The organism is Candidatus Obscuribacterales bacterium, from assembly GCA_036703605.1.
Classification (GTDB): Bacteria; Cyanobacteriota; Cyanobacteriia; order RECH01; family RECH01; genus RECH01.
In genome coordinates, this window is record DATNRH010000677.1 from 1 (window position 1) to 20,106 (window position 20,106).

The following is a 20,106-nucleotide window of genomic DNA, read 5'->3' on the forward strand; positions in this document are numbered from 1 at the left end:
TGAAAATGGTCAGCAGCAGCAACAGCAGGACGGCTAGGGTGGAGTTCAGATGGCGCTGAAATTGGCGGACACTGGCGACAAATTCAGAAAAATGCTGGGAGAGCGATCGCTTGGCCGTGCGCTGACTGGGCTGAGTAGCAAAAATCAGGCGATCGCCCACTTGGAGAGGATGGCCTTGCAGCACACCGGAAACCAAATCAAGCTGACTGTCGGCAGGGATGTAGTAGATCAACATACGATGGCGATCGTCCCATAGCCAGCTTAGGGGACGACCTAGCCAGGGATGGTCAGCGTCGATATATTCTTCATGGATCGGCCAGGTTTTTTGGAAGAGCTGCAGTTGTCCGATGGTGCGATTGCCTAGGGCCGCAAAGGCAAATACCGGAGCGGATAGAGCGGCAACGCTCATGGTGGTGTGATCCGGCAGGGTGCGATCGAGGCGATCGCCCAAGCTGGTGTTGAACAAACGGTTGATAATGCGAATGTGGGGATTGAGCACCCGCGCCTGGGTGAGGATGGCCAAGTTGAGGGCGTCATCGTTGGCTGCTAAGACAAGGGTATGGGCATCTCGGACACCGGCAGCGAGCAGAGTGGCCGCGGCCCGCAGGTTGCCCACGATGATATCCGATTGGAGGTCTGGAAGGTCTGGGGGGCGATCGCTGGCATGATCGGGGGGATGGTAGGCGGCGAAGGATGGATCAATGGGAGTATCGGTGACCCCCACTACAGCCGTGCCCTGCTGTTTGAGCAAACAAAAAACTTGATAGCCTGTCCGTCCTAAGCCGCAAATAATGATCTGAGGTTTCATATTGCTTAGCCCATGTGGGGCCAGGTGCTCAGGATAGATATCTATTGTCTAAGTGGGGGGAGAACCGTGGCTGTAGCTGAAAACACGAAGTTACAAAACTTTGATATTACGCTGATCTTGGTGGTTCCCATCCGGATGCTGGGCAGGATAGAAGAAACATGACACTAGCACCCCTCCCCTACTTGCCCTATGCGTCGTCCCCTTTCCAAAAGCAACATCCGCCCCAAAATTAGCACCATGCCCCGTCCGCGCTCTGAGTCGGCGGCTTTTCTAGATATCTATAAGCTGACGGTTGAAAAGAAGCGTTTAGAGCATGAATTGATTGCTCTGGATCAACGGCGACAGCAAATTTGCCAGCGGCTGGCTGTGCTGAACGAGCAGGTAAATGGCTTAGAAAATACTGTGGATCAACTGCGGCAGGAGGATGGTTCGCCTGTGCAAGCCGCGCCACCCGCTACGTACCATCGTTCTGAGAGCAACTCCACCTTTGATACGATCTTGCTGGACTACTGATCAGTAGGTAGACTCCATTCAATGGATCTGCCGGGTTTTGACTCTGCTCAACCTTCGTCTCGTCAGGATTTGAGCATTGAGCGACGTCGAAAGGCTTACCCCATCGTGATATCCTCCCATGGATAAAATCCGGTTAGACGTAGATGCAGGATCGTCGCCAGCAAGGCCCCAATTTGTATCTTGGCGATCGCTCCTACTCGTTCTCGTTGTGCGACAGTAGAGCCATGTTCCGTCACGTTGAGTCATCCCGATGCATCAGGTTTTAGTGATTGTCCATCAAGACACCTCAAACCCCGGCCGCATTGGCCAAGTTCTCCGGCACCAGGGCAAACATCTGGATGTGCGCTGTCCAGCTATCGGTGACGTGTTGCCCCAGACCCTGGATGCCTACGATGGAGTGGTGGTGTTTGGTGGGCCGATGAGTGCCAATGATGACCAGACGCTTCCCTTCATTCGCGATGAGCTGGACTGGATTGAAACCGTTGCCTTGCCAAGCGATCGCCCCTATCTGGGCATCTGTTTAGGCGCGCAGTTGCTGGCGCGGGTGCTGGGAGCGCGGGTGGCTCCCCATCCCCAAGATGTGCGAGAAATTGGTTATTTCCCGATTACGATGACGTCCGACGGGCAAGACGATTTTGGGCGATCGGCGCTTCATGTTTTTCAATGGCATGGGGAAGGATTTGAGATTCCCGCCAACAGCGTACGTCTAGCCAGCGGCGGCACGTTTCCCAACCAAGCGTTCCGCCATGGCGATCGCGCCTACGGGCTACAGTTTCATCCTGAAATTACCCGCGACATGATTGACCTATGGACAACCAAGGCGGCGGATCAATTGCACTTGCCCGGTGCCCAACCACGTCATCTGCAATTCCAGCACCATGATTGCTACAGTGGGGCGATCGCCCTGTGGTTAGAGGAATTTTTGGATAACTGGCTGGATGCCGATGCCTGTTCTGCTGCTGCCTAGTATCGTAAGACAGAAGAACGAAGACAGAAGAACGAAAAGAAATTCCAGGACACACAAGCCGCCTTAGTCAATAGGCGGGTTACGTCCGCCTCAGAGTCCTAGGGCTTAATCTAGCCGGTGGTGATGGGCGAAATTCCCTCAGGACGACCGACAAGGTTTACGATCGCCGTCGCAGTTGCGATAGACCTAGCCGTAGCCATGCTCAGCGAGAAATGCAGCGGTAATCGGACTGTCTTGGGTCATGGTCGTCATGGCATCCAAGGATTGCAGGGCTGCTGAGGAGTTGCTGGGGGCAAGGCGGAGAAACTTTTCTACATACTTACCTAAAACATCGCCTTCTAGGTTGACGCGATCGCCCGGCTGCAGAGCGTGAAGATTGGTATGGGCATAGGTGAGGGGAATCACGGCTACCCAAAACGTAGTCCCCTGGGCATCGCAGTCTGCCACCGTCAAACTCACGCCATTGATGGCAATACTGCCCTTGGGCACAATGTAGCGCGAGACCCGAGGATCCTCGACCCGGAAGACCATTTCCCAAGAGTCGTGGGTTTGGGCGACCGAGTCTAGATAGCCGATGCCGTCAATATGCCCGGTGACGAAATGCCCGCCCAACTTACTGCCCACCCGCAGAGAGGGTTCGAGGTTCACCCGTGCTGTGCCCTGAATGCCTCGAAGGCTGGTGCGCTCCAAGGTCTCGGGGGACGCATCGGCAAAAAAGCCCGTTGCCCAATGATGGGTCACGGTGAGGCAAATGCCATCCACCGCCACGCTATCACCGAGGGACAAATCGGCAAATACCCAATCGGGCGTGGTGTCATCCCAGGTAATCTGTAGGCGATCGCCCTCCACGGGGGTGAGGGTGCCCAAGGTTTGCACTAGTCCAGTAAACATAGCAACTGATGCCTAAATCTGTCCTGCTGGGGTCTGCACGGAAAATGGGTCTTGAACCAGATTCCTGAGCTATAGGTATTAAAAAAGGCGAGTCACGAAGAACTCACCCTTTTTAATCTACGGTCTGATAAGTTGATAACGGGCCAGGAGGGATTCGAACCCCCGACACCGTGGTCCGTAGCCACGTGCTCTAGTCCACTGAGCTACAGGCCCTCGCTCAGAAACTAATACTACCACAGGTTCTTAAAAGATGTCATCTAATTTTTCAAATTTCTTGGACGGGTCGGCGGCCAAGGTTGCGGCAACCTCCCTCACCCATCTCGATGCCCAGGGCCAGGCGCAGATGGTAGATGTGTCTGACAAGTCGGTGACCCTCCGACGGGCGATCGCCACAGGACGGGTGCGTATGATGACCGCGACTCTGGAGACGATTCAGGCGGGCAATGCTCCTAAGGGAGATGTGTTAGGTACGGCCCGCCTCGCGGGTATCATGGCGGCGAAGCAAACGGCGATGTTGATTCCCCTTTGCCATCCCCTGCCCCTGCAAAAGGTGGAGGTGACTCTGGAACCTGATCCAGACCTGCCGGGGGTAGTGATTCGGGCGGAGGTGAAAACTAGGGCAGAGACGGGGGTGGAGATGGAAGCACTGACGGCGGTTTCTGTAGCGGCGCTCACCCTTTATGACATGGCGAAGGCGTTGGAAAAATCCATGGTGATTGAGGATATTCATCTGGTCAGCAAGACCGGCGGTAAATCGGGGGACTACAGCGCTGGCTAGAATTGCAGGGATGTGCCACCCTGAGTGAAGTTAACCGCGTCAATGTTCCAATCGGGATGTTGGGTGAGGGTGCGCTGGAGGCTGCCGAAGAGTGCTGTTTGCTCGCAGAGGGATAGTGCTTCAAGGGAGCGGCGAGACTGACTCGACAACCGGATATCAAGGGTGAGGGTGCGATCCTGGTGCTGGACACGATAGCCGAGCAGGCTGAGTTCATCCGGGGTTTGGGTCGCCAACAGATAATCTACGGTGGCAGCCAGGGCTGTGTCCTTGGGAACTGAGAGGGGCTGGGGTGCAAAGTCGAGACATTGGTCATCCAGGAGATATAAGGTGATGATGGTGGTTTCCACTGGATTTTCCACCGTGGTTTCCACCGTGTCCTCCATCTCTGATGGGGATGATCTAGGAGGGCTGAGGTCTTCAGATAAGGGCTGATCGGCAGTAGGTTCTGGAGAGCGATCGCCCTCAATGACCGCGCAGCTACTGAGGAGTCCTACTATTCCTAGGGTGAAAATCCAAGCGATCGCTCCCCGATGGACTGAATGCATCTTTGTATCCCTCATCTGTCTAACAACTTCCCGCAGATCCTGGCCACTCCTGTTCCTAGGCTACCAGGGGGGATGATCCAGGGACGAACCGCAACACCAGTGTCGAGCAGACCTCCGAAGACCGCTTCAGGATAACGCGACAAACGCTACAGTAGATCTGCGATAGAGCCGCGATGTTTATAGGCTGACCATGAGTAGTGCTTCCGAACATGACTATGTAGACCCCAGATCTGGCGCAACACCGGAGGGGGGCGATGCCCAGGGTGCCACACCACCAGGCGGAGGAATTCCAGTCCAGGGTGATGACGATCGCAACTGGGCTGACCCAACCACCCGAGATAGCGATCTGGGAGACACCTCGCTCCAGGCAGCGATCGCTGTGGATCTGAAACCGCCACAGATGCACACCACCGTTCCGCCCCTCAGCCTCGTGGAAACGGCTTTTTTATCCAGCGCGGCTGGATTAATTTGGCTGGTGAGCTACTACCTCAGCCTCAGCCCCTGGATGCGCATCTTTTTTCCTACCCCCATCGCCTTGGTCTATCTGCGCTGGGGCGGCCGGGCTGCTTGGATGGCGGCGCTGGTGACCAGCTTGCTGCTGTCGGTGCTCATGGGCCCCTACCTCAGCTTGCTGTTCTTCATTCCCTACGGTCTCCTAGGCGTCCAGTTGGGGGCATTGTGGAAACGCGGTGCGCCTTGGAGCGTGTCCATTGGTTTGGGCACCCTCATTTCAACCCTCAGCTTTTTCTTCCGCATCTGGCTGCTGTCGATTTTCCTGGGGGAAGATATTTGGCTGTATCTGACCAATCGCATTGCTGATTTTGTGGATTGGATGACCGCCATCCTCGTTAGTTGGGGCATTCTGGGCATTGGTGCCTATGGCCGCCCTGATCTCACCTTGGTGCAGCTTCTCACCTTGGGCGCAGTGATTTTGAGTGATTTAGTCTATCTCTTTACGGTGCATCTGGGAGCCTGGGTGTTGCTCAGCCGTCTTGGTAACCCCATCCCCGATCCGCCGGAGTGGGTGCAGATCTTGCTAGAGGAGGAAAGCTAGGCGTGGGGGCGTTGATGGTGCGCAGCCACACCCAGCTTGCGGTCAGTGAGTCATGGTTGCGACAGGCCTGGGGGCAAGGGTGGCAGTTTGTCTGTCTATTAGGCTTTACGGAAACAGCCCTGTTGCCCGGCATCTCAGCGGCGGGCGCAACCCCTGAGGATCGCCAGTTCACCGCGATCGCCGATGCCGAGTTCCTATACCACGGTCCCCAACCGCAACCGCGATATCCCTTGCCACCACTCCAGGCAGGTGCATCGCCGGTTTTGATCTCTCGGGCCGTGATCGCTGCCCAAGACATGCCGTTAACGCTAGTGAACACGGGGCTGCACCATCCTCCCCCAGCTCCCCATGTTGACCTAGGAGGAACTCCAGCCGCCTGCGTGAGCCAAGGGCAAGCCCTCGACGTAGCCACAGTGCAGCATCTGTTTCACCAAGGATTAGCCTGGGGCGATCGCTTAGCCATGACCCATGCCGATCGCTGCATCCTCCTGAGTGAATGCGTGGTAGGCGGCACGACAACGGCCCTCGCGGTGCTGCTTGGGCTAGGCTGGCCGGTGACCGGTATGGTTAACAGCAGCCATCCCACCTGCAATCACGCCCAAAAACAAGCGATCGCCCGCCAAGGACTCGATCGCTGGCGGGCGAGAATGGGCTGGAGCGAGTTACCGTCTCCGGGACAGATCGATCCGCTGCAGGTGGTGGCTGCTGTGGGCGATCCTATGCAAATTGCGGCGGCTGGGATGGCGATCGCCGCCAGTCGCCACCGATTAGTCTTATTGGCGGGCGGCACCCAAATGCTTGCTGTCTATGCCCTGGCCCAAGCGATCGCTCAGTACCATGCCGTAGCCTGGCAGCGCCATCGCATCATGGTGGGTACAACCCGCTGGGTGGTGGATGATCCCACCGGCAACACCATTGGCTTGGCCAACCTGCTGCAAGCTCCCCTGATTTCAACCAACCTCAGTTTTGCCACATCTCGCTATGCGCAACTGCGGGCCTACGAACAGGGCTATGTCAAAGAAGGGGTCGGAGCGGGAGGTAGTGCGATCGCTGCCTATCTCAATCAAGGCTGGCAACAGCCCCAACTGCTGGAGGCTATCGAGCAATTGGCTGCTCAGCTAGACCATGCGACTAGCCCCCAGATTTCGTTGAACTAGCCAGGGTAGGAGCAGCTAGTGACACCTACTCGATCAGTAGGTAGACTCAACGCAATGGATCTGCCGGGTTTCAACTCCGCTCAACCCTCGTCTCATCAGAATTTGAGCATTGAGCGATGTCGAAAGGCTTGCCCATCGTACCGTTAGCTATGGATGCGCTTGGATAGCAACTGCTCTTCTAGGGCAGCAATGCGGTTATAGGCGGCGGTCAACTGGGCCGTTAGCCGCTGAATTTGCACATCCGGAGAGAGCGATCGCTCCCCGGTGTAGCGATCAGAGTTGGAATAGCCTTCATCAATCAACACATCTTTATAGTCGAAGTCTGGATCGAGCCCAGCCACGCTACGGTGCGAATGATACCCAGGACTATCATTGAGGCTGACCTGACTTTTATCAGAGTTCGAGGTTTTTAACTTAGATAGGATTTCTGAGGTCTTACTATCCAGTCGCTCAACGATCTGATGTAGTGCGTCAACCTGCATATGTAAGGTATCGACTTGCTGGTGGAGTGGATCCATGTGACGCCATTGTGGGTGTATTCGTTCATCCCATCATAGGAACGGATAGGGCAAAACAGGGGTTATTCCTGAATCATTTAACCTTTGGATCCAAGCTATGTTGAGAGTCGTAGAAGAGCGATCGCGCCTAGCCCCTGCATGTGTTTGATCAAAGGCATTGAACCGAGAGTTTGCATGGATTTACACTGTAACGAAATCTATATCTCGACCCCACAAAGATCGCCGATGATCAGCCCAGAAGTGGTGGATGAAGGATCTGTTGAAATCTTTTGCAAGCCCAGGTTAGGCGTAGCTTTCTAAGCAGTTTTACTGAGTGTTGAGATGGGTGTTATCCATAACTTTCTGAACGAGATGAACGTAGTTCTGAGCCAGCCAGAATCCTACCAAAATGACGCACGATTCGCAGATGAATCTATTAAGGGCTAAGTCTTGTAATGGTGTTCAAATTGGATCAGCACTGGGCTTAATCTCGGCAACTTCGGAAGGTCAGAGGACTGGTTTGTGTCTCAGTCTAAAATCTGAAGATAGCGGGTTGACTATGTATAAGTACTCATAAGATGAAAGGCTTCCCTATCCTCTCAGATCCTGTCATACCAGATAGGCAGTGGTCGATCAACAAGGCAAAAAAAATCCCCAGCACGGTTGCCGGGGGATGATCTCAGGGTGCATCTACCATTCCCATTTCCTCACGTATAGGAAGGGGATCCGGAGAGTCTGCCCATAAGTTTTCAACTTAGTTTCCAAGTCGTTTTCAACCCAGGTTTCAACCTTATGCTCACAATCCATGGGTTAGGGTTCCGCAGGGCAAAGGCTGGGGCTTTCTCCCACAGCTAGGGTCACACAGCCAGCATAGTCTCCTGCAGGGGTATCACCGGGTGTAAAGACCACCAAGGCTTCTGTCCCCGAGGCGTCAAATTGGCGAATCATCAGGTTGCCGCCCCAATAATCTACATCGGCCACGCTGCTCAAGGGATAGCTGGAAAATTCATCCGGCAGGGGGCGATCGCCGGGTAGCTGGGCTCGGTAGAGGGCATAGCCGCCAGGCTGTGGGTCAATAATAAAGACAGCGCTCTGGGTGGTGAGGGCACAGTAGTCGAGCTCCACGGCCACGGCGATCCGCTCGGTATACAGATCAATGCTGGGCTCTCCCACCACACGACGGGCATTCATCACCTGTTCATCAGCGATGGTCAAGGTGGAGCAATCCACGCCGTCGATAAGGTTGATATTCCAGTCGCGCACATCAATATTAACGGTGCTATCTCGCCAGCGCCCGCGCAGATGGGTGCCATTTCGCCGGACTTCAATCTGGGCTAGACCTTCCGGATCGCCGGGAGGGGTGATGTCCATGCCTGGCTCGGTTGGATCAGCAATATCGCCTGCCAGTACCCTACTGGGCGATCGCCCCGACACAATGTCATGGCAGTTAAACCCCTGGGTTTCCGTACTCATGGCGTTAAACGGCCCCAACATCACCGTAAACTGATACTCATTAAAGCGACGAAAGGGCCAAGCAGCGGTGAGGTTGCAGGACGGCTGAGCACAAACGCAGGCAAAGACTGGAATATCGGGATGTTTGCCCTTCCATTCTTGAATGATCAGGGCAAGATCGACGGATTCGCCAGATGCGTAGCGGGCGGTGGGCACTCGTTCACTGGCGATCGCTCCACTGGTGATGACCCCAAGGCTGCCTAGCCCTACGCCAATCCATCGTGCTAGTCGTACACTGAGTGGTGTCATGGGAAAGGATCTCCGTTCAGGTATGAATGTGTTCAGATACACCTTGATATCGGGTGATTCTTGACCGAGAGCTATGGGTTTCAAGCCACGCCCATCTGAGGCGATGGGGCGACCATCGAATCTCTCTGTCTTGCAGACCGGAGAGAAGGTTACAAGAATGACGTGCCCGACGCTCATCCTGCTGGGCTGGGTCATGAGATCGACTCAGTCAGCTAGCTGCCCCGATCATCGCGTTTTGCCCGATTCTACAACTCATCTTGCCCATGGATCAGAAAACGACAATGGATAGGATCAACCTCGCGGTTAATGGTACGCTGATGCGCGGTTTGGAGCTCAATGGCAATTTGCAAGCCGTTGATGCTGTCTTTGTGCGCGAGGCGGAAACAGAGCCCTGCTATCGGCTTTGGTCAATTGGCGATCGCCACCCGGCTATGCTGCGGGTTGCGGAGGGAGGACGAGCGATCGCCCTCGAAGTGTGGGCGGTGCCCCGCCAAGGGTTGGCCCAAATTTTACTACAAGAACCCCCAGGGCTTTGTATCGGCAAGGTGACCCTAGGGGACGGAGAAGAGGTGCTGGGGGTTTTGGGTGAGCCGATTCTCTGTGAGGGCCAGCGAGAGATTACCCAGTGGGGTGGTTGGCGGGCCTATTGTGCCCAAGCGTAGCCCTTGTCCCATGGGTGAGGACATGCAGAAACCTTGGAGATGTTCAACCTAGGAACGTTCATCTAGGATGATGTCTTAGCCAACCTGGCTACAGCTCTATGGTTTACCTAATTTTGATACAGGATAGTTGTATGCTGCGACCCTTTCATGTGGCATTTCCAGTGCAGGATCTTGCCCAGACCCGTCACTTTTATGAAGAGATTTTGGGCTGTCGGGTAGGACGTACGGCCGATACTTGGATTGATTTTGATTTGTTCGGCCATCAAATCACCGCCCACCTCAGCCCCAACGATACCCCGTCGCCGTCAGCCAATGCTGTGGATGGGCGATCGGTGCCCGTGTGTCACTGGGGCGTTATTTTGGACATGGAAACCTGGCAATCGTTCCGCGATCGCCTCCAGTCCCATGGCATCACCTTTGTGATTGAACCCTATATCCGCTTTCAGGGCGAGGTTGGGGAACAGGCAACGCTGTTCTTTTTGGATCCTAGCGGCAATGCTCTAGAGTTCAAAGCCTTTAGAGACGATGCGGCGATATTTGCGACAGACTTATAGATTCCCTAGGGACAGTCGCGGTTTTCGACGCTGCCGTCTGGCATGATGGTGTTGCAGAGAAAGGCTTGACTGATGTCCGTGCCATCGAGATTAGCAGAGTTGAGATTGGCTTCGTTGAGATTAGCGTTGCGCAAATTGGCATTGCGTAGATTGGCACCACGAAGGTTCGTCCGCACTAGGAATGCCCCGCTCAAGTCTGCGCCGCCTAGATCTGCCCCGCTTAGGTTGGCACGGACGAGAATGGCCCGCTGCAGTTTGGCATTGCTCAAGGTAGCTCGGCTGAGGTTGGCTTCAAACAAGAAGGAGTCGCTAAGCCCCGCCCGCGATAGTTCTGCAACGCTCAGGTTTGCGCCCTGGAGTTTGGCACCGAGAAATTCTGAATCGGCGAGTAAGGTTTCCCGTAGGTTGGCCTGGGCCAAAAACGTAGCGTTTAGATTAATGCCGCTCAATTCTGCCCGACTGAGGGAAATGACGGTGTTGGATTCTGAAATTAGGCCTGCCTCATAGACAAACTGCAGCAACAGCGCTTTGTAGGCGTTATCCAGCGATCGCAAGGTCAGTAGGGTGCGTGCTCTAGCAAGATCCCGTTGTTGGGAAGTGGCAGGGGAGGTTAGCAGCCCCTCGTCAATGGAGACCACCATGTCATCAATGTAGCGATCGAGAGTGTCTTGCTGAGCGCGATCGATCGCCATCTGATCGATCTGCTGCTGTTCGGCAACTTGGCGCTGCACCACCTGTTCTTGTTGCTGGCTAACGCGAGCGTTGAGGTACCAAACCCCAATCAGCAGCGACAGGGGCAAAATCAGAAGCTCTAGAACATTCCACAGTGTTTTATCGCGAAATCCTGTCCATCGCCAATCTCGTCCCGCTGTTTGAGCTGGATCCTCTGGGTTGGATGACCGCAGTGGGACGTTGAGTTTTCTATGGTTCTGATGCCCTGCCATGATAATTCAGGTGAGTGTGAGCAATGTCGATCTTGGATGGCCTCAGCAGTCAGCAACCCTGGGGCATGGGGAGGCCAGGTAGGGGGTGCGATCGCCCTCGCTGATCTCTCCTAATCATACTGTGTCAAAATCGCCTTCGTTGAGAGTTGGTGCGAAATGTAAAACTGTCCTACTTGACACTCCCCGTGCTAAAGCGATGGGGATTATCAGGTTGATGGGAGTTCCGTCAGAAGTATAGAGGTTTAGATCCCAACGCTTGGGGCTTAATCTTAGGATCATGGTCTTGGGATCATGCTTGATTTAAGGCTTTTGCTATAGCATCATGGTCCATTGATGTATGAGATAAAGCACGAGTAAATGGACTGGATAGAATCCATAGAACCATCGTGCCTTTGCTCCTACCTCATGGTTGGTCATATGAAACAACAGGGGAGCGATCGTGGCAAACCCCTGAATGCGGCCATAGCCTGGTAGGGCATAGAGAATCATGGCATGGAGTCCTATCCAACATAACCACCATAGAACCGTGGGTTTAAACCGGCTACCAAAGGCAATGACGGCAATACCATAGCTGCCATAATCGACCGCCAAAAATCGCGCTGCCATAGCTCCAGCAATCCAAATGGGCAGCATGATCCGGGGAAACATGCGGGCTAAGCGTAGGCAAACTAAGCCAATGGACAACGTAAATAAAATATTGAAGTCGTGATAGGGCGGGAGATTGAAGGCTAGTTCATAAATGGGTTGAGATAAAACACCTAGCAATAAGAGCCGCACGCCGTAGAGCACCACATTATGAGTATGGCGCTCACCCTGGACTAAGAGCCAGACAAAGAGCGGTAGGCTCAGTCGCCCAATCTGCCGAAGGATCATACATTGGGGAAAGAAAATATCCCCCACGTGATCAATGACCATCAATAGTGCAGCAAGCAGCTTGATGTCGTAGTTTGTGAAAATTCTTGGCAAGCTCACCATGGGCGAGAGAAACCCTTGATTCGGGTGTTCATAGGAATGAAACGGTTTCAGCCTATGACGTGCCAGATTCTGTATGGCCGAACGATGGGCTCTATCTACAGGGTGTAGACGTGGCCCTGTGGGCAGATGGAAGACATTCCCCAGAAGCAACATCCGCCTTGTTCTGCGATGGCAGATTTAGGCGTGGTATGTTGTTTTGGAATGACAGTGGGGCCATCAACTCAGGAAACGGAAACTATCGTCTCAGCCCCATGAATGATTTAGGATGAGTTGAAAGAGTGTGAAAGAGCGCTATGCGATCGCTCTTCAACGGCATTCAGACCACCGCTCTCCAGCAGAATTCTAGCTTGTCACGACGCTGTTGATGCACCTGATGGTGGTCGAACCCACACCTTGAGCCCTCAGATTGAGTTCTCAAATTAAGTCCTCAGTTCCTGCCAGGATAACACTTCAGGTAGGATGCTCAGAGGACTCTCTATCGTCTTGCCTTTAGCGGATAATTTGGGGATAGCGGGTGATAGTCTAGGTAGTCCTCCTGGTTGAATACCTAGATCTTGAGAGTTTGATGACATACATTCGTCCATGGGGCAGATTGCCTAAGGAGCAATCTTGACCAAAATTGAAAGACTTGGGTATAGAACCGATCATGGTTGCGATCGCTCTCCTGACATGAGGAACCTATCGGTTGACTGACATTAAGGTGTGCTGTGGGTTCAATCCACCTATGTTTTTACTGATCCGCCAGTCCCAGGTTTTGATCAGGACAAATGGTGACATCCCTGCCTTTGCCAGTCTGGGAAAACCGATAGTCCAGCTTGGATAAACGACCAGTTCAGGTTGTCTAGGGCACAACCTCAGCTTTCGTTGTACTGTTTTAGAACAGAATAGGAACAAGGATGTGTTGAGGACAACGGGTGATCGCCTTGGAATGATCCATGCCCTCATGGTTGAGTAAACAACAAGACGTATGCTAAGTTTCAGCGATTTTTTTACAGCCTGTGCCGGTACTTGGACGACCGAACGCACCTATCATTATGTGTTGGATGGCGAAGTGGAGCGATCGTATACTGAATTTCGGGCCATGCCCCTAGGTTCTGCCGACAAACAGCGCATCCTCAGTCGGTTTACGCCCTTGGATGAACAGCAGGCTATTGCTGGTCGCGATCGCTGTCCAGGTTTTGCCATAGCGTTTGAAACCCGCTCAGAAACGGGGGAAGAAGTATTCATGAGCCTCAAGGCCCTGTTTGTGCCTGATCATGTGGCTCAGCACTATCATCTCAACTCTGCGCCGCCCCATCTACCCGTAGCATCCCACTATCCCAAGGATCCAGAATTAATTGAGGGCGTTTATCTCCGCAATGAAGGGTATTCTGAAACGGGGGCGATCGCCGGTCGCTTTACCTATCAGCCCACGCGCCAAACCCTAGAGATGACCACCTACTACAACCGGTCGGTGGCGGTAGATCAGATGCGATTTGTATCGCCAGAGTTGCGAATGCGCACCATCGTGACCTACCAGCGCCCCACCGATGGCGAGATTCCAACGGTCGTTGATCTGATGGGATTTGGGGTTGAACGCAAGTCCACTACTAACTGATCATGGCCCGTTATCATCTGACCCGTCGAGAATTTTTGTGGGGTAGTGCTGCTCTTGCCCTCCAGCTAGCAGGATGCGGCGGTCAGGAGCGATCGCCCCTGGTGGTTGCTCTGCTCGAAAACTCAGTTCCCACTGAGCTGATTCAGGAATTTACTCGGCGCATCGGCCGTGGCACTAAGCTCGACTTTGAACCCATCGAGCAACTTCAGGATACCTTTCGTCGCCTACAGACCCTAGAAGCCAATAGTCCTAACATTCCCGACTGGATGACCCTGGGGGATGCTTGGCTAGCCGCAGCCATTCAGCAAGACCTGATCCGCCCCATCGCAAATCTGGAAACGTTGGACGCCTGGGCCCAACTGCCGCCTCAGTGGCAGGCGCTGGTACGCCGCGATCGCCAAGGAGCCCCCCAACCTGAGGGTGATATTTGGGCAGCCCCCTACCGCTGGGGTAGTTTAGTGTTGGTCTACTCGGTCGCGGCGATGGAGAAGCTGAACTGGGTACCGAGTCAATGGGAGGATTTGTGGCGACCTGACTTGCAGGGACGGATTTCGGTGCCCGATAGCGCCCGCGTGGTGATTGGGTTGATCCTGAAACAGTTGGGACAGTCTGCCAACCAGGTTTCGTTGGATGAAGCGGCGGTGGCAGACCGGCTGGCAGCGCTGCATCAACAGATGCGGTTCTACAGTTCCGATGCCTACCTAGAACCCCTGCTGCGGGACGATACCTGGCTGGCCGTAGGCTGGTCTACGGATGTCTTGCCGTTTATCCAGCGCGATCGCCGCCTGAAGGCCGTGATCCCTGATGCCGGAACGCTGCTGTTTGCCGATCTCTGGGTGCAGCCGCGCAATGCTCCCACGCCGGGAGAGATGGCCATGGAGTGGATTGAGTTTTGCTGGCAGCCCGACATTGCCGAGCGGATTACCACCCTGAGTCTGTCAACCTCACCCCAGCTCCAGCCCAGTGACCCCGACGCGATCGCTTCGGTGGTGGATACCAGTCCCTTGCTTTGGCCAGGAGAGGCGGTGATAGAGCGGAGTGAATGGCTAGCCCCATTGCCTGAGGAGGCGATCGCTACCTACCGAGATCTGTGGCTTAAGGTACGGAAAACGGGTTAGAGGGGGTGAAGCTGTCGAAGCCTGTGGCTGGATCTAGAAATAGGCCGCAGGACGACAAGGTTGGTGTTGCTGCAGATGGTTCCAGCTCCTCTGCATCCGGCAAGGGGTCACAAAGATACGCCGCCAGCAAGCTGGTGCCGCTCAGGCTGCGGCTAAAGACCCGAAGCTGGTAGCCAAAGGCCTGGGCCGCCTGCCCAAAGTAGAGCACAAAGGCGTAGCGATCCATATATCCCAAGTTGGGATTTTGCCATGCTGCTTGGTTGACCACCAAGTCAACGCGGCGGGGGGTGCCATCTTCGCCGGTGTAGGCAATCCAGTCGCTCAAGATTTTGCTGTTGTGCTGATCGCTTGCCCACCACAGGCTAGGATCTGTCAACTCATCTTGGAAAATGGTGGCGGAGGTCAAAATATAGGGCGAGTCTGGCGGGGTCTCTGTGTCCAGCAGGCTCAGCTCGGGGGCGTTGGGGATCCGTTGCCAAACGGCTAGCGCATCTAAACCATAGGCAGCGATCGCCCCGGTAACTATGTTGCCCACGCTGATCACGCTACCAAGTAGGAAGGTACGGCAAACAAGCTTATGCCATTGCGTCATAGGTTTTGTGGGGGAACGGCGGATGGTCAAACATGTCAGTACCCCAGACAGACGATCGCCTTGGATGCCCTAGGGAGCGATCGCCTGCAACCCTAGAGATAGAAGGCTAGGGGCTAGAGGCTTTGACGTTGCGTCAAAACCATGAGTTCCTAGGCATCCATCAACCTAAGCGGCGTCAATGAGATCCAGGGGCACAAAGCACTCCTGGGGCAAGAGAATGGGCTTCTGGGCAAATACAAGCTGTCCGCGGCAGGTTTCTCGATGGATGACCACCCCAATGGGGCGCTGTACCTGTTCCACATGTACTTCATAGTACGTGCGATAAATTTGTCGAGCGGCTTGAAGCACCGCTGGATCCAGTAGGCTCGAAAAGTCATTCTGCATGGCCGCACTGTTAGACAGATTAGGCGGCATTACCGCGTCCACTGTCCCCTCGGGTTGTCTATGTTGTGAGGTATACACCACCGATCTCATTCCCCCGTCGTGAGCTAGACTTTAACACACCCTTCTGATGGTCAGGAAGGGCAATCTCAACATTTAGCGTAAAGGTTTTGACACAAACGTCTATACCCGCCATCAGTGTATCAACCGAATCCAAAAGGCGGCCTTTTTCTGCATAAAAAAAGACGTACGGTTGTACGCCTTGTTAACTATGATACGTTCTCTAGGAAATCAGCCTCCGGACTATGGCCGACAAGGCTGATGGGGACAAGAGCTAGTGGTGGTGGTGCCCATGATCATGCCCGTGGTCGTGCCCATGATGGTGATCATGGCTATGACCATGGTGAATATGCACCGTTTGAGCTTGGGCGATCGCCAAGGCTGGCTGGACGACCCGAGCCTGTTCAGACAGCAGGGCTTCGATGTGGGGATGGGCCCACTCCGCCGCCATTTCTAGGAAGGCCGGATGGTCATTGGCGCAGGACAGTTGAACGTAGGTGACATCTGGACGCTTGCGCCGCAATCCTTCGATGATATGTTCTACATCCAGCAGGGTCTCATGGTTTTCGGTAGCAAAACCGATGGGCATGAAGACGATCGCCGTTGCCCCTAGATCCATCAGATTTTTGGCTGCCTGATCGGCGGTGGGCTGCGTCCATTTAATCAATGGGGTTTGGTGATTCAGCCAGCCGACGGAAATTAAGGGATAGCGGTGAATTAGTTGCTTGCGCACCAATTCATACAGCGCTTGGCTTTCATCAATGCCAGAGGTGAAGCCCTTGGCCTCGTGGGGGCAGCCGTGGTTCATCAACACGATGCCGGTTTGAGACGGCAGGTGGGCGGCGGCTAGGTGTTGAACGATATGCTCTTCCACCATCTGCGCCATCAGGTTGATATAGCCAGGCTCATCGTAGAAGGACGGGATATAGCGCTGACCTTTCACCCAATGCTCGGAGCCGGTAAATTGGGCTAGGGCATCGTTCACCTGTTCTACGGCGATGCCGCTGGTGAAAATAGAATCCACCACCAGCAAGGGATAGATCAGCAGCTTATCAAACCCTTCCGCTTGAATCTGGGCTAGCACTTGGTCGGGCAGGAATGGCGCGCAGAAGTTAAAGGCTTTGAAAACTTTGACGCGATCGCCCCACTGGTGTTGCAGATGGTGCTCAATGCCGGCCCGCTGCTTTTCGAAAATGGCATTGTGGGGAGAAATGAACTCACCGTGTTGATGGCTCCATTCGTGGAGATCAAATTTGGCCAACAACTGCGCTAGCGGCGGATAGACCCAAGTGGGAACGGGTGCAAATTTAGCCGTCAGCAGGTTGAGCGCTTGTTCGTTATAGTTGGCGAAGTCATCGTAGCTTTCAACTTCGCCGTAACCCATGAGTAACACGGCAACGCGGTCGGATCCGGCGGCTGATGGGGTTGTTTGTTGTTGCTTTTCTGGGGTGGCAACCACAGTTTGCACCTCTTCATGAATGGTGTGGGTCAATAGTTGGGGGTAGGGCGCGATCGCCACAGGGACACGACTCTAACCCTTGCTCTTTACGATAACATGCCCCCCTAGGGCATGACCTGAATAGCCTTGTTGCTTACTATGCGCACCTTCTAGGCAACCCATTGAGTTCCGCCTGGAGCAGGATGGTAGAGCGGTGGCATGACGGTACCTAGATCACTGGACTTATGGTAACGCTTAGTCCCACAAGCGGCGGCGGTTAGGGCCATTCAACCGCTGGTGAGCATCCCGCAGCAGGTGGGGAATATCGAGCTGTTCGGGACAACGGGGTAGGCAATCGCCGCAGTCGGTGCAGGCGATCGCTTTCCGTCCAGGAAACCAATGCCCCGCGTTTTCAAACATGCGATAGCGATAGTGCCCGTAGGCGCTCATGTCGTAGGCGATCGCTAGGTTGCGCAACCGCAGCACTTCGGGAATGTGGATGGCTTCGGGGCAGGGTAGACAGGCATAGCATTGGCGGCAGCGATCGCTCCCCAGGGCTTGACCGGCCTGGTCGTCTAGTTCTTTGAGAATGGCCTGTTCCTGAGGTGTGAGGGGGTCATCGTGGTCAGCGATCGCCAAGGGTAGCGCTAGTTCCTCAGGCTGGGCAGCTCCTAGGCTGAGGGTGGTAATGCGGCGATCGCTGAGCAAAAAGCGGTAGTTGAGATGCAGGGGCGAGAGGGGCGCGCAAAGCTGGCTGAGCCGTTCTGGGGGCGTAAACAACATGCCCCCTTTATCGGCGGGAGAGATGATGAACACGCCCATGTCTTTCTGGTGAGCCAGGGCGATCGCGGGCTCATTGCGCTGGAAAAAGAGGTTGTAGTGCAGGTTGACAAAGGCGAATTGATCAGTGGCGATCGCCTGTTGAATCAAATCTAACGAGCCATGGGTCGAAAAGCCCACATGGCGAATGCGGCCATCGTCTACCGCCCGCCTCACCGCCGCCATACAGCCCTGCCTGTCCTGTACCCAAGCGAGATGGTCGGGGGTGTTAATGCCATGAAGGGCAAAACCATCGAGGTAATCCACGCCTAGGGTCGCCAAGGTCATGTCGATGCTGCGGGCCAGACTGTCGGCATCCGGGGTGGGCGGCGCTTTGGAGGTGATGTATAGGTGCGATCGCTCCAGATGAGCCAGAGCTTGCCCCAAATAGGCCTCGCTTTGCCCATAGCCCCGCGCGGTTTCAATATGGTTGATCCCCAAAGCGACGGCTTGCTGAACCGTCTCCACAGCGACATCTGGGGAGGCAAGGCAGCGCATCATCCCCAGGGTAAAGGTGGAAAGCTGAAGCTCGGTGTGGCCAAAGCGACGGTAGCGCATGGGGGGTAGATCGGGGATGGGTGGGCTTTCTCCCTTCGGGAGACGTTTAACGTTGGCGTAGCCTGTCCTCAGGACAAACGACTTCGCTCAGCCCGCGGATGTTGCTGAATTTGCAACGGTACTTTCAAAGCCCCTCTACCGTCCTGGGAGAGGGGTTGGGGGTGAGGGTCTTGGAGGTTTGTCAGTCAACCAGATCCCATGCATCGAAGCCTATACACAGAGTGACCTGGCCAGTCTAGGCTTCGCTGCTGCTCGATCGCCCCCGTTGCTTGAAGTCGTGGGGGCTAAGATTTTCGAGAAAATCGCGGAAGGCCTGGCGTTCTGCTTCATCGGCATCGCGATCGACGGGAATGGAAGCGTCGGCGATCACTTCTTCCATCACCCAAATGGGGCTATTGGTGCGTAGGGCAATGGCGATCGCATCACTAGGACGGGCATCAATTTCCTTTTTCACCTCCCCCTGCCGCACCGTGAGTATGGCATAGAAGGTATTGTCTTGCAGGGAATGGATCACCACCCGTTCTAGAGTCAGGTTCCATTCATCGAGCATGTTGACCATCAAGTCATGGGTGAGGGGACGGGGCGGAGCTTGGTTTTCCAGCGCGTTGATAATGGCCCGTGCCTGGTCTTGCCCAATGTAAATGGGTAACTGACGACGATCCGTTGTATCTCGTAGGAGAACAATAGGGCTGCGAGTCGCTGCATCCAAGGCAATTCCAGCAACCTTCATTTCCAGCATTGATATAGCCTCCAGACTCCGTTGGGCAACCTATGAACAGACCTTCAAAAACAGATGCTTGGTAGGGTGTCAGGCTCACTCAGAACAGCCATACGTGGACAGGCCCATGGGATTACCTGATTGGTTGATATGGTTTTGACCTACCGGTACGCCCCCATCATGTTCCATGCTACGTGTCCTCTCTGCGTTCTGTGGATTATGGAGGTGCTAGATACGAGTTGAGCCTTGAGGTTCAAGCGATCGCCTCGATAGATAGGCGGTTCAACTGGTATCTAGCCCCGGCTCATCTGACCCAATGTCAATCACAGGTATATGGGATCGCACTGGTCATAGCTTAGCCGACAGTTGCCGAGCGATCGCCTTGCTGATCGGGGATGAGGGTAGGTGTATCCATGCCACAGCACTTCTTTCATCTATTTCGCCTCATCGTTTCAAGTCGCTGGTGATCTGCGATCGAGAACAGGTTCTGGGATCAAGGGCAATCTAGGGCAACAAGACCAGACTTTCCGAGTGTCTGCTATCCAGTATGCCCTGATCTTGCTGCGAATCTGAGGTCTGAATCTTGAAACTTTGACGAAACTATTGTTCTCCTAGCGCCAACCCTTCAGGGAAAGGAAGGTGATGAAAACCCACGGCTAGGGTTCAGATAGCTAGACCTAGAGCGCGGTCAAGAGATCTTGCAAGGCCACCCGTAGCTC

The 20,106-nt window shown here is 54.6% G+C and carries 21 protein-coding genes and 1 tRNA gene; 9 read left to right on the forward strand and 13 right to left on the reverse strand.

Annotated features, from left to right (window positions below; all coding sequences use genetic code 11):
* Positions 1-808 (reverse strand): NAD-binding protein (locus tag V6D20_14190; protein HEY9816930.1); only part of this gene is annotated, 808 nt, incomplete at its 3' end.
* Positions 809-997: 189 nt separating this feature from the next.
* Here V6D20_14190 and V6D20_14195 point away from each other — a divergent pair.
* Positions 998-1,321: a hypothetical protein gene (locus V6D20_14195; protein ID HEY9816931.1), complete on the forward strand. Its 324-nt coding sequence runs from the start codon at positions 998-1,000 to the stop codon at positions 1,319-1,321.
* A 250-nt stretch (positions 1,322-1,571) separates the two neighbouring features.
* Positions 1,572-2,288 (forward strand): hypothetical protein, encoded by a 717-nt coding sequence (locus tag V6D20_14200; GenBank protein HEY9816932.1) that lies wholly within the window; start codon positions 1,572-1,574, stop codon positions 2,286-2,288.
* 186 nt (positions 2,289-2,474) lie between these two features.
* Here the strand turns inward: V6D20_14200 and ribE are convergent, their stop codons facing one another.
* Together ribE and V6D20_14210 are read right to left on the reverse strand one after the other, a co-directional pair.
* The gene (ribE, locus tag V6D20_14205) at positions 2,475-3,179 is read right to left on the reverse strand and encodes a riboflavin synthase (GenBank protein ID HEY9816933.1); all 705 of its coding nucleotides are present in this window, start codon (positions 3,177-3,179) and stop codon (positions 2,475-2,477) included.
* A 139-nt stretch (positions 3,180-3,318) separates the two neighbouring features.
* Positions 3,319-3,392 (reverse strand) — tRNA-Arg (locus V6D20_14210).
* Positions 3,393-3,429: 37 nt separating this feature from the next.
* On the opposite strand from V6D20_14210, the gene moaC reads away from it, so the two are divergent.
* Positions 3,430-3,957 carry a cyclic pyranopterin monophosphate synthase MoaC gene (moaC, locus tag V6D20_14215; protein ID HEY9816934.1) on the forward strand — a complete coding sequence of 176 codons (528 nt, stop codon included), beginning with the start codon at positions 3,430-3,432 and terminating at the stop codon, positions 3,955-3,957.
* On the opposite strand, the gene V6D20_14220 is transcribed toward moaC, so the two are convergent.
* Positions 3,954-4,502, reverse strand: a complete 549-nt coding sequence (locus V6D20_14220; protein ID HEY9816935.1) for a hypothetical protein — start codon at positions 4,500-4,502, stop codon at positions 3,954-3,956. The two genes, moaC and V6D20_14220, sit on opposite strands and share 4 nt — an antisense overlap.
* Before the next feature lie 190 nt (positions 4,503-4,692).
* On the opposite strand from V6D20_14220, the gene V6D20_14225 reads away from it, so the two are divergent.
* Together V6D20_14225 and V6D20_14230 are read left to right on the forward strand one after the other, a co-directional pair.
* A complete protein-coding gene (locus V6D20_14225; GenBank protein ID HEY9816936.1) occupies positions 4,693-5,556 on the forward strand; it encodes a DUF2232 domain-containing protein in 864 nt (287 codons plus the stop codon).
* A gap of 2 nt (positions 5,557-5,558) precedes the next feature.
* Positions 5,559-6,713, forward strand: coding sequence for a TIGR00303 family protein (locus V6D20_14230; protein HEY9816937.1), 1,155 nt, complete (start codon positions 5,559-5,561; stop codon positions 6,711-6,713).
* 143 nt (positions 6,714-6,856) lie between these two features.
* On the opposite strand, the gene V6D20_14235 is transcribed toward V6D20_14230, so the two are convergent.
* Entirely contained in the window at positions 6,857-7,231 is a 375-nt protein-coding gene (locus V6D20_14235; GenBank protein ID HEY9816938.1) for a hypothetical protein, read from the reverse strand.
* A 789-nt stretch (positions 7,232-8,020) separates the two neighbouring features.
* Positions 8,021-8,971 carry a hypothetical protein gene (locus tag V6D20_14240; GenBank protein ID HEY9816939.1) on the reverse strand — a complete coding sequence of 317 codons (951 nt, stop codon included), beginning with the start codon at positions 8,969-8,971 and terminating at the stop codon, positions 8,021-8,023.
* Positions 8,972-9,234: 263 nt separating this feature from the next.
* On the opposite strand from V6D20_14240, the gene V6D20_14245 reads away from it, so the two are divergent.
* Positions 9,235-9,633, forward strand: coding sequence for a hypothetical protein (locus tag V6D20_14245; protein HEY9816940.1), 399 nt, complete (start codon positions 9,235-9,237; stop codon positions 9,631-9,633).
* A gap of 131 nt (positions 9,634-9,764) precedes the next feature.
* Complete coding sequence (locus V6D20_14250) at positions 9,765-10,187, forward strand: VOC family protein (protein HEY9816941.1); 423 nt, start codon at positions 9,765-9,767, stop codon at positions 10,185-10,187.
* Positions 10,188-10,192: 5 nt separating this feature from the next.
* Here V6D20_14250 and V6D20_14255 read toward each other — a convergent pair whose 3' ends face one another.
* The gene (locus V6D20_14255) at positions 10,193-11,131 is read right to left on the reverse strand and encodes a pentapeptide repeat-containing protein (protein ID HEY9816942.1); all 939 of its coding nucleotides are present in this window, start codon (positions 11,129-11,131) and stop codon (positions 10,193-10,195) included.
* Positions 11,132-11,443: 312 nt separating this feature from the next.
* Entirely contained in the window at positions 11,444-12,259 is an 816-nt protein-coding gene (locus tag V6D20_14260) for a TraX family protein (protein ID HEY9816943.1), read from the reverse strand.
* Positions 12,260-13,073: 814 nt separating this feature from the next.
* Here V6D20_14260 and V6D20_14265 point away from each other — a divergent pair.
* Positions 13,074-13,703: a phycobiliprotein lyase gene (locus tag V6D20_14265; protein HEY9816944.1), complete on the forward strand. Its 630-nt coding sequence runs from the start codon at positions 13,074-13,076 to the stop codon at positions 13,701-13,703.
* Between the two features lie 2 nt (positions 13,704-13,705).
* Positions 13,706-14,821, forward strand: coding sequence for an extracellular solute-binding protein (locus V6D20_14270; protein HEY9816945.1), 1,116 nt, complete (start codon positions 13,706-13,708; stop codon positions 14,819-14,821).
* On the opposite strand, the gene V6D20_14275 is transcribed toward V6D20_14270, so the two are convergent.
* The 5 genes from V6D20_14275 to V6D20_14295 all read right to left on the reverse strand — a co-directional run bounded on the left by V6D20_14275 (position 14,799) and on the right by V6D20_14295 (position 19,408).
* Positions 14,799-15,413: a hypothetical protein gene (locus V6D20_14275; protein HEY9816946.1), complete on the reverse strand. Its 615-nt coding sequence runs from the start codon at positions 15,411-15,413 to the stop codon at positions 14,799-14,801. The genes V6D20_14270 and V6D20_14275 overlap by 23 nt on opposite strands.
* A 165-nt stretch (positions 15,414-15,578) precedes the next feature.
* Positions 15,579-15,797, reverse strand: coding sequence for a hypothetical protein (locus V6D20_14280; protein ID HEY9816947.1), 219 nt, complete (start codon positions 15,795-15,797; stop codon positions 15,579-15,581).
* A 331-nt stretch (positions 15,798-16,128) separates the two neighbouring features.
* On the reverse strand, positions 16,129-17,373 hold the full coding sequence (locus tag V6D20_14285; protein ID HEY9816948.1) for a ferrochelatase: 1,245 nt from the start codon (positions 17,371-17,373) through the stop codon (positions 16,129-16,131).
* Positions 17,374-17,547: 174 nt separating this feature from the next.
* Complete coding sequence (locus V6D20_14290; GenBank protein HEY9816949.1) at positions 17,548-18,669, reverse strand: aldo/keto reductase; 1,122 nt, start codon at positions 18,667-18,669, stop codon at positions 17,548-17,550.
* Between the two features lie 235 nt (positions 18,670-18,904).
* Complete coding sequence (locus V6D20_14295) at positions 18,905-19,408, reverse strand: bifunctional nuclease family protein (protein HEY9816950.1); 504 nt, start codon at positions 19,406-19,408, stop codon at positions 18,905-18,907.
* Positions 19,409-20,106 lie beyond the last annotated feature (698 nt).

Excerpts from the sequence above, each read along its gene's own strand:
- V6D20_14195 (HEY9816931.1), top strand. The coding sequence starts at position 998 with ATGCGTCGTCCCCTTTCCAAAAGCAACATCCGCCCCAAAATTAGCACC.
- V6D20_14200 (HEY9816932.1), top strand. The coding sequence starts at position 1,572 with ATGCATCAGGTTTTAGTGATTGTCCATCAAGACACCTCAAACCCCGGC.
- ribE (HEY9816933.1), bottom strand. The coding sequence starts at position 3,179 with ATGTTTACTGGACTAGTGCAAACCTTGGGCACCCTCACCCCCGTGGAG.
- moaC (HEY9816934.1), top strand. The coding sequence starts at position 3,430 with ATGTCATCTAATTTTTCAAATTTCTTGGACGGGTCGGCGGCCAAGGTT.
- V6D20_14220 (HEY9816935.1), bottom strand. The coding sequence starts at position 4,502 with ATGCATTCAGTCCATCGGGGAGCGATCGCTTGGATTTTCACCCTAGGA.
- V6D20_14225 (HEY9816936.1), top strand. The coding sequence starts at position 4,693 with ATGAGTAGTGCTTCCGAACATGACTATGTAGACCCCAGATCTGGCGCA.
- V6D20_14235 (HEY9816938.1), bottom strand. The coding sequence starts at position 7,231 with ATGGATCCACTCCACCAGCAAGTCGATACCTTACATATGCAGGTTGAC.
- V6D20_14240 (HEY9816939.1), bottom strand. The coding sequence starts at position 8,971 with ATGACACCACTCAGTGTACGACTAGCACGATGGATTGGCGTAGGGCTA.
- V6D20_14245 (HEY9816940.1), top strand. The coding sequence starts at position 9,235 with ATGGATCAGAAAACGACAATGGATAGGATCAACCTCGCGGTTAATGGT.
- V6D20_14250 (HEY9816941.1), top strand. The coding sequence starts at position 9,765 with ATGCTGCGACCCTTTCATGTGGCATTTCCAGTGCAGGATCTTGCCCAG.
- V6D20_14255 (HEY9816942.1), bottom strand. The coding sequence starts at position 11,131 with ATGGCAGGGCATCAGAACCATAGAAAACTCAACGTCCCACTGCGGTCA.
- V6D20_14260 (HEY9816943.1), bottom strand. The coding sequence starts at position 12,259 with ATGTTGCTTCTGGGGAATGTCTTCCATCTGCCCACAGGGCCACGTCTA.
- V6D20_14265 (HEY9816944.1), top strand. The coding sequence starts at position 13,074 with ATGCTAAGTTTCAGCGATTTTTTTACAGCCTGTGCCGGTACTTGGACG.
- V6D20_14270 (HEY9816945.1), top strand. The coding sequence starts at position 13,706 with ATGGCCCGTTATCATCTGACCCGTCGAGAATTTTTGTGGGGTAGTGCT.
- V6D20_14275 (HEY9816946.1), bottom strand. The coding sequence starts at position 15,413 with ATGACGCAATGGCATAAGCTTGTTTGCCGTACCTTCCTACTTGGTAGC.
- V6D20_14280 (HEY9816947.1), bottom strand. The coding sequence starts at position 15,797 with ATGCAGAATGACTTTTCGAGCCTACTGGATCCAGCGGTGCTTCAAGCC.
- V6D20_14290 (HEY9816949.1), bottom strand. The coding sequence starts at position 18,669 with ATGCGCTACCGTCGCTTTGGCCACACCGAGCTTCAGCTTTCCACCTTT.
- V6D20_14295 (HEY9816950.1), bottom strand. The coding sequence starts at position 19,408 with ATGCTGGAAATGAAGGTTGCTGGAATTGCCTTGGATGCAGCGACTCGC.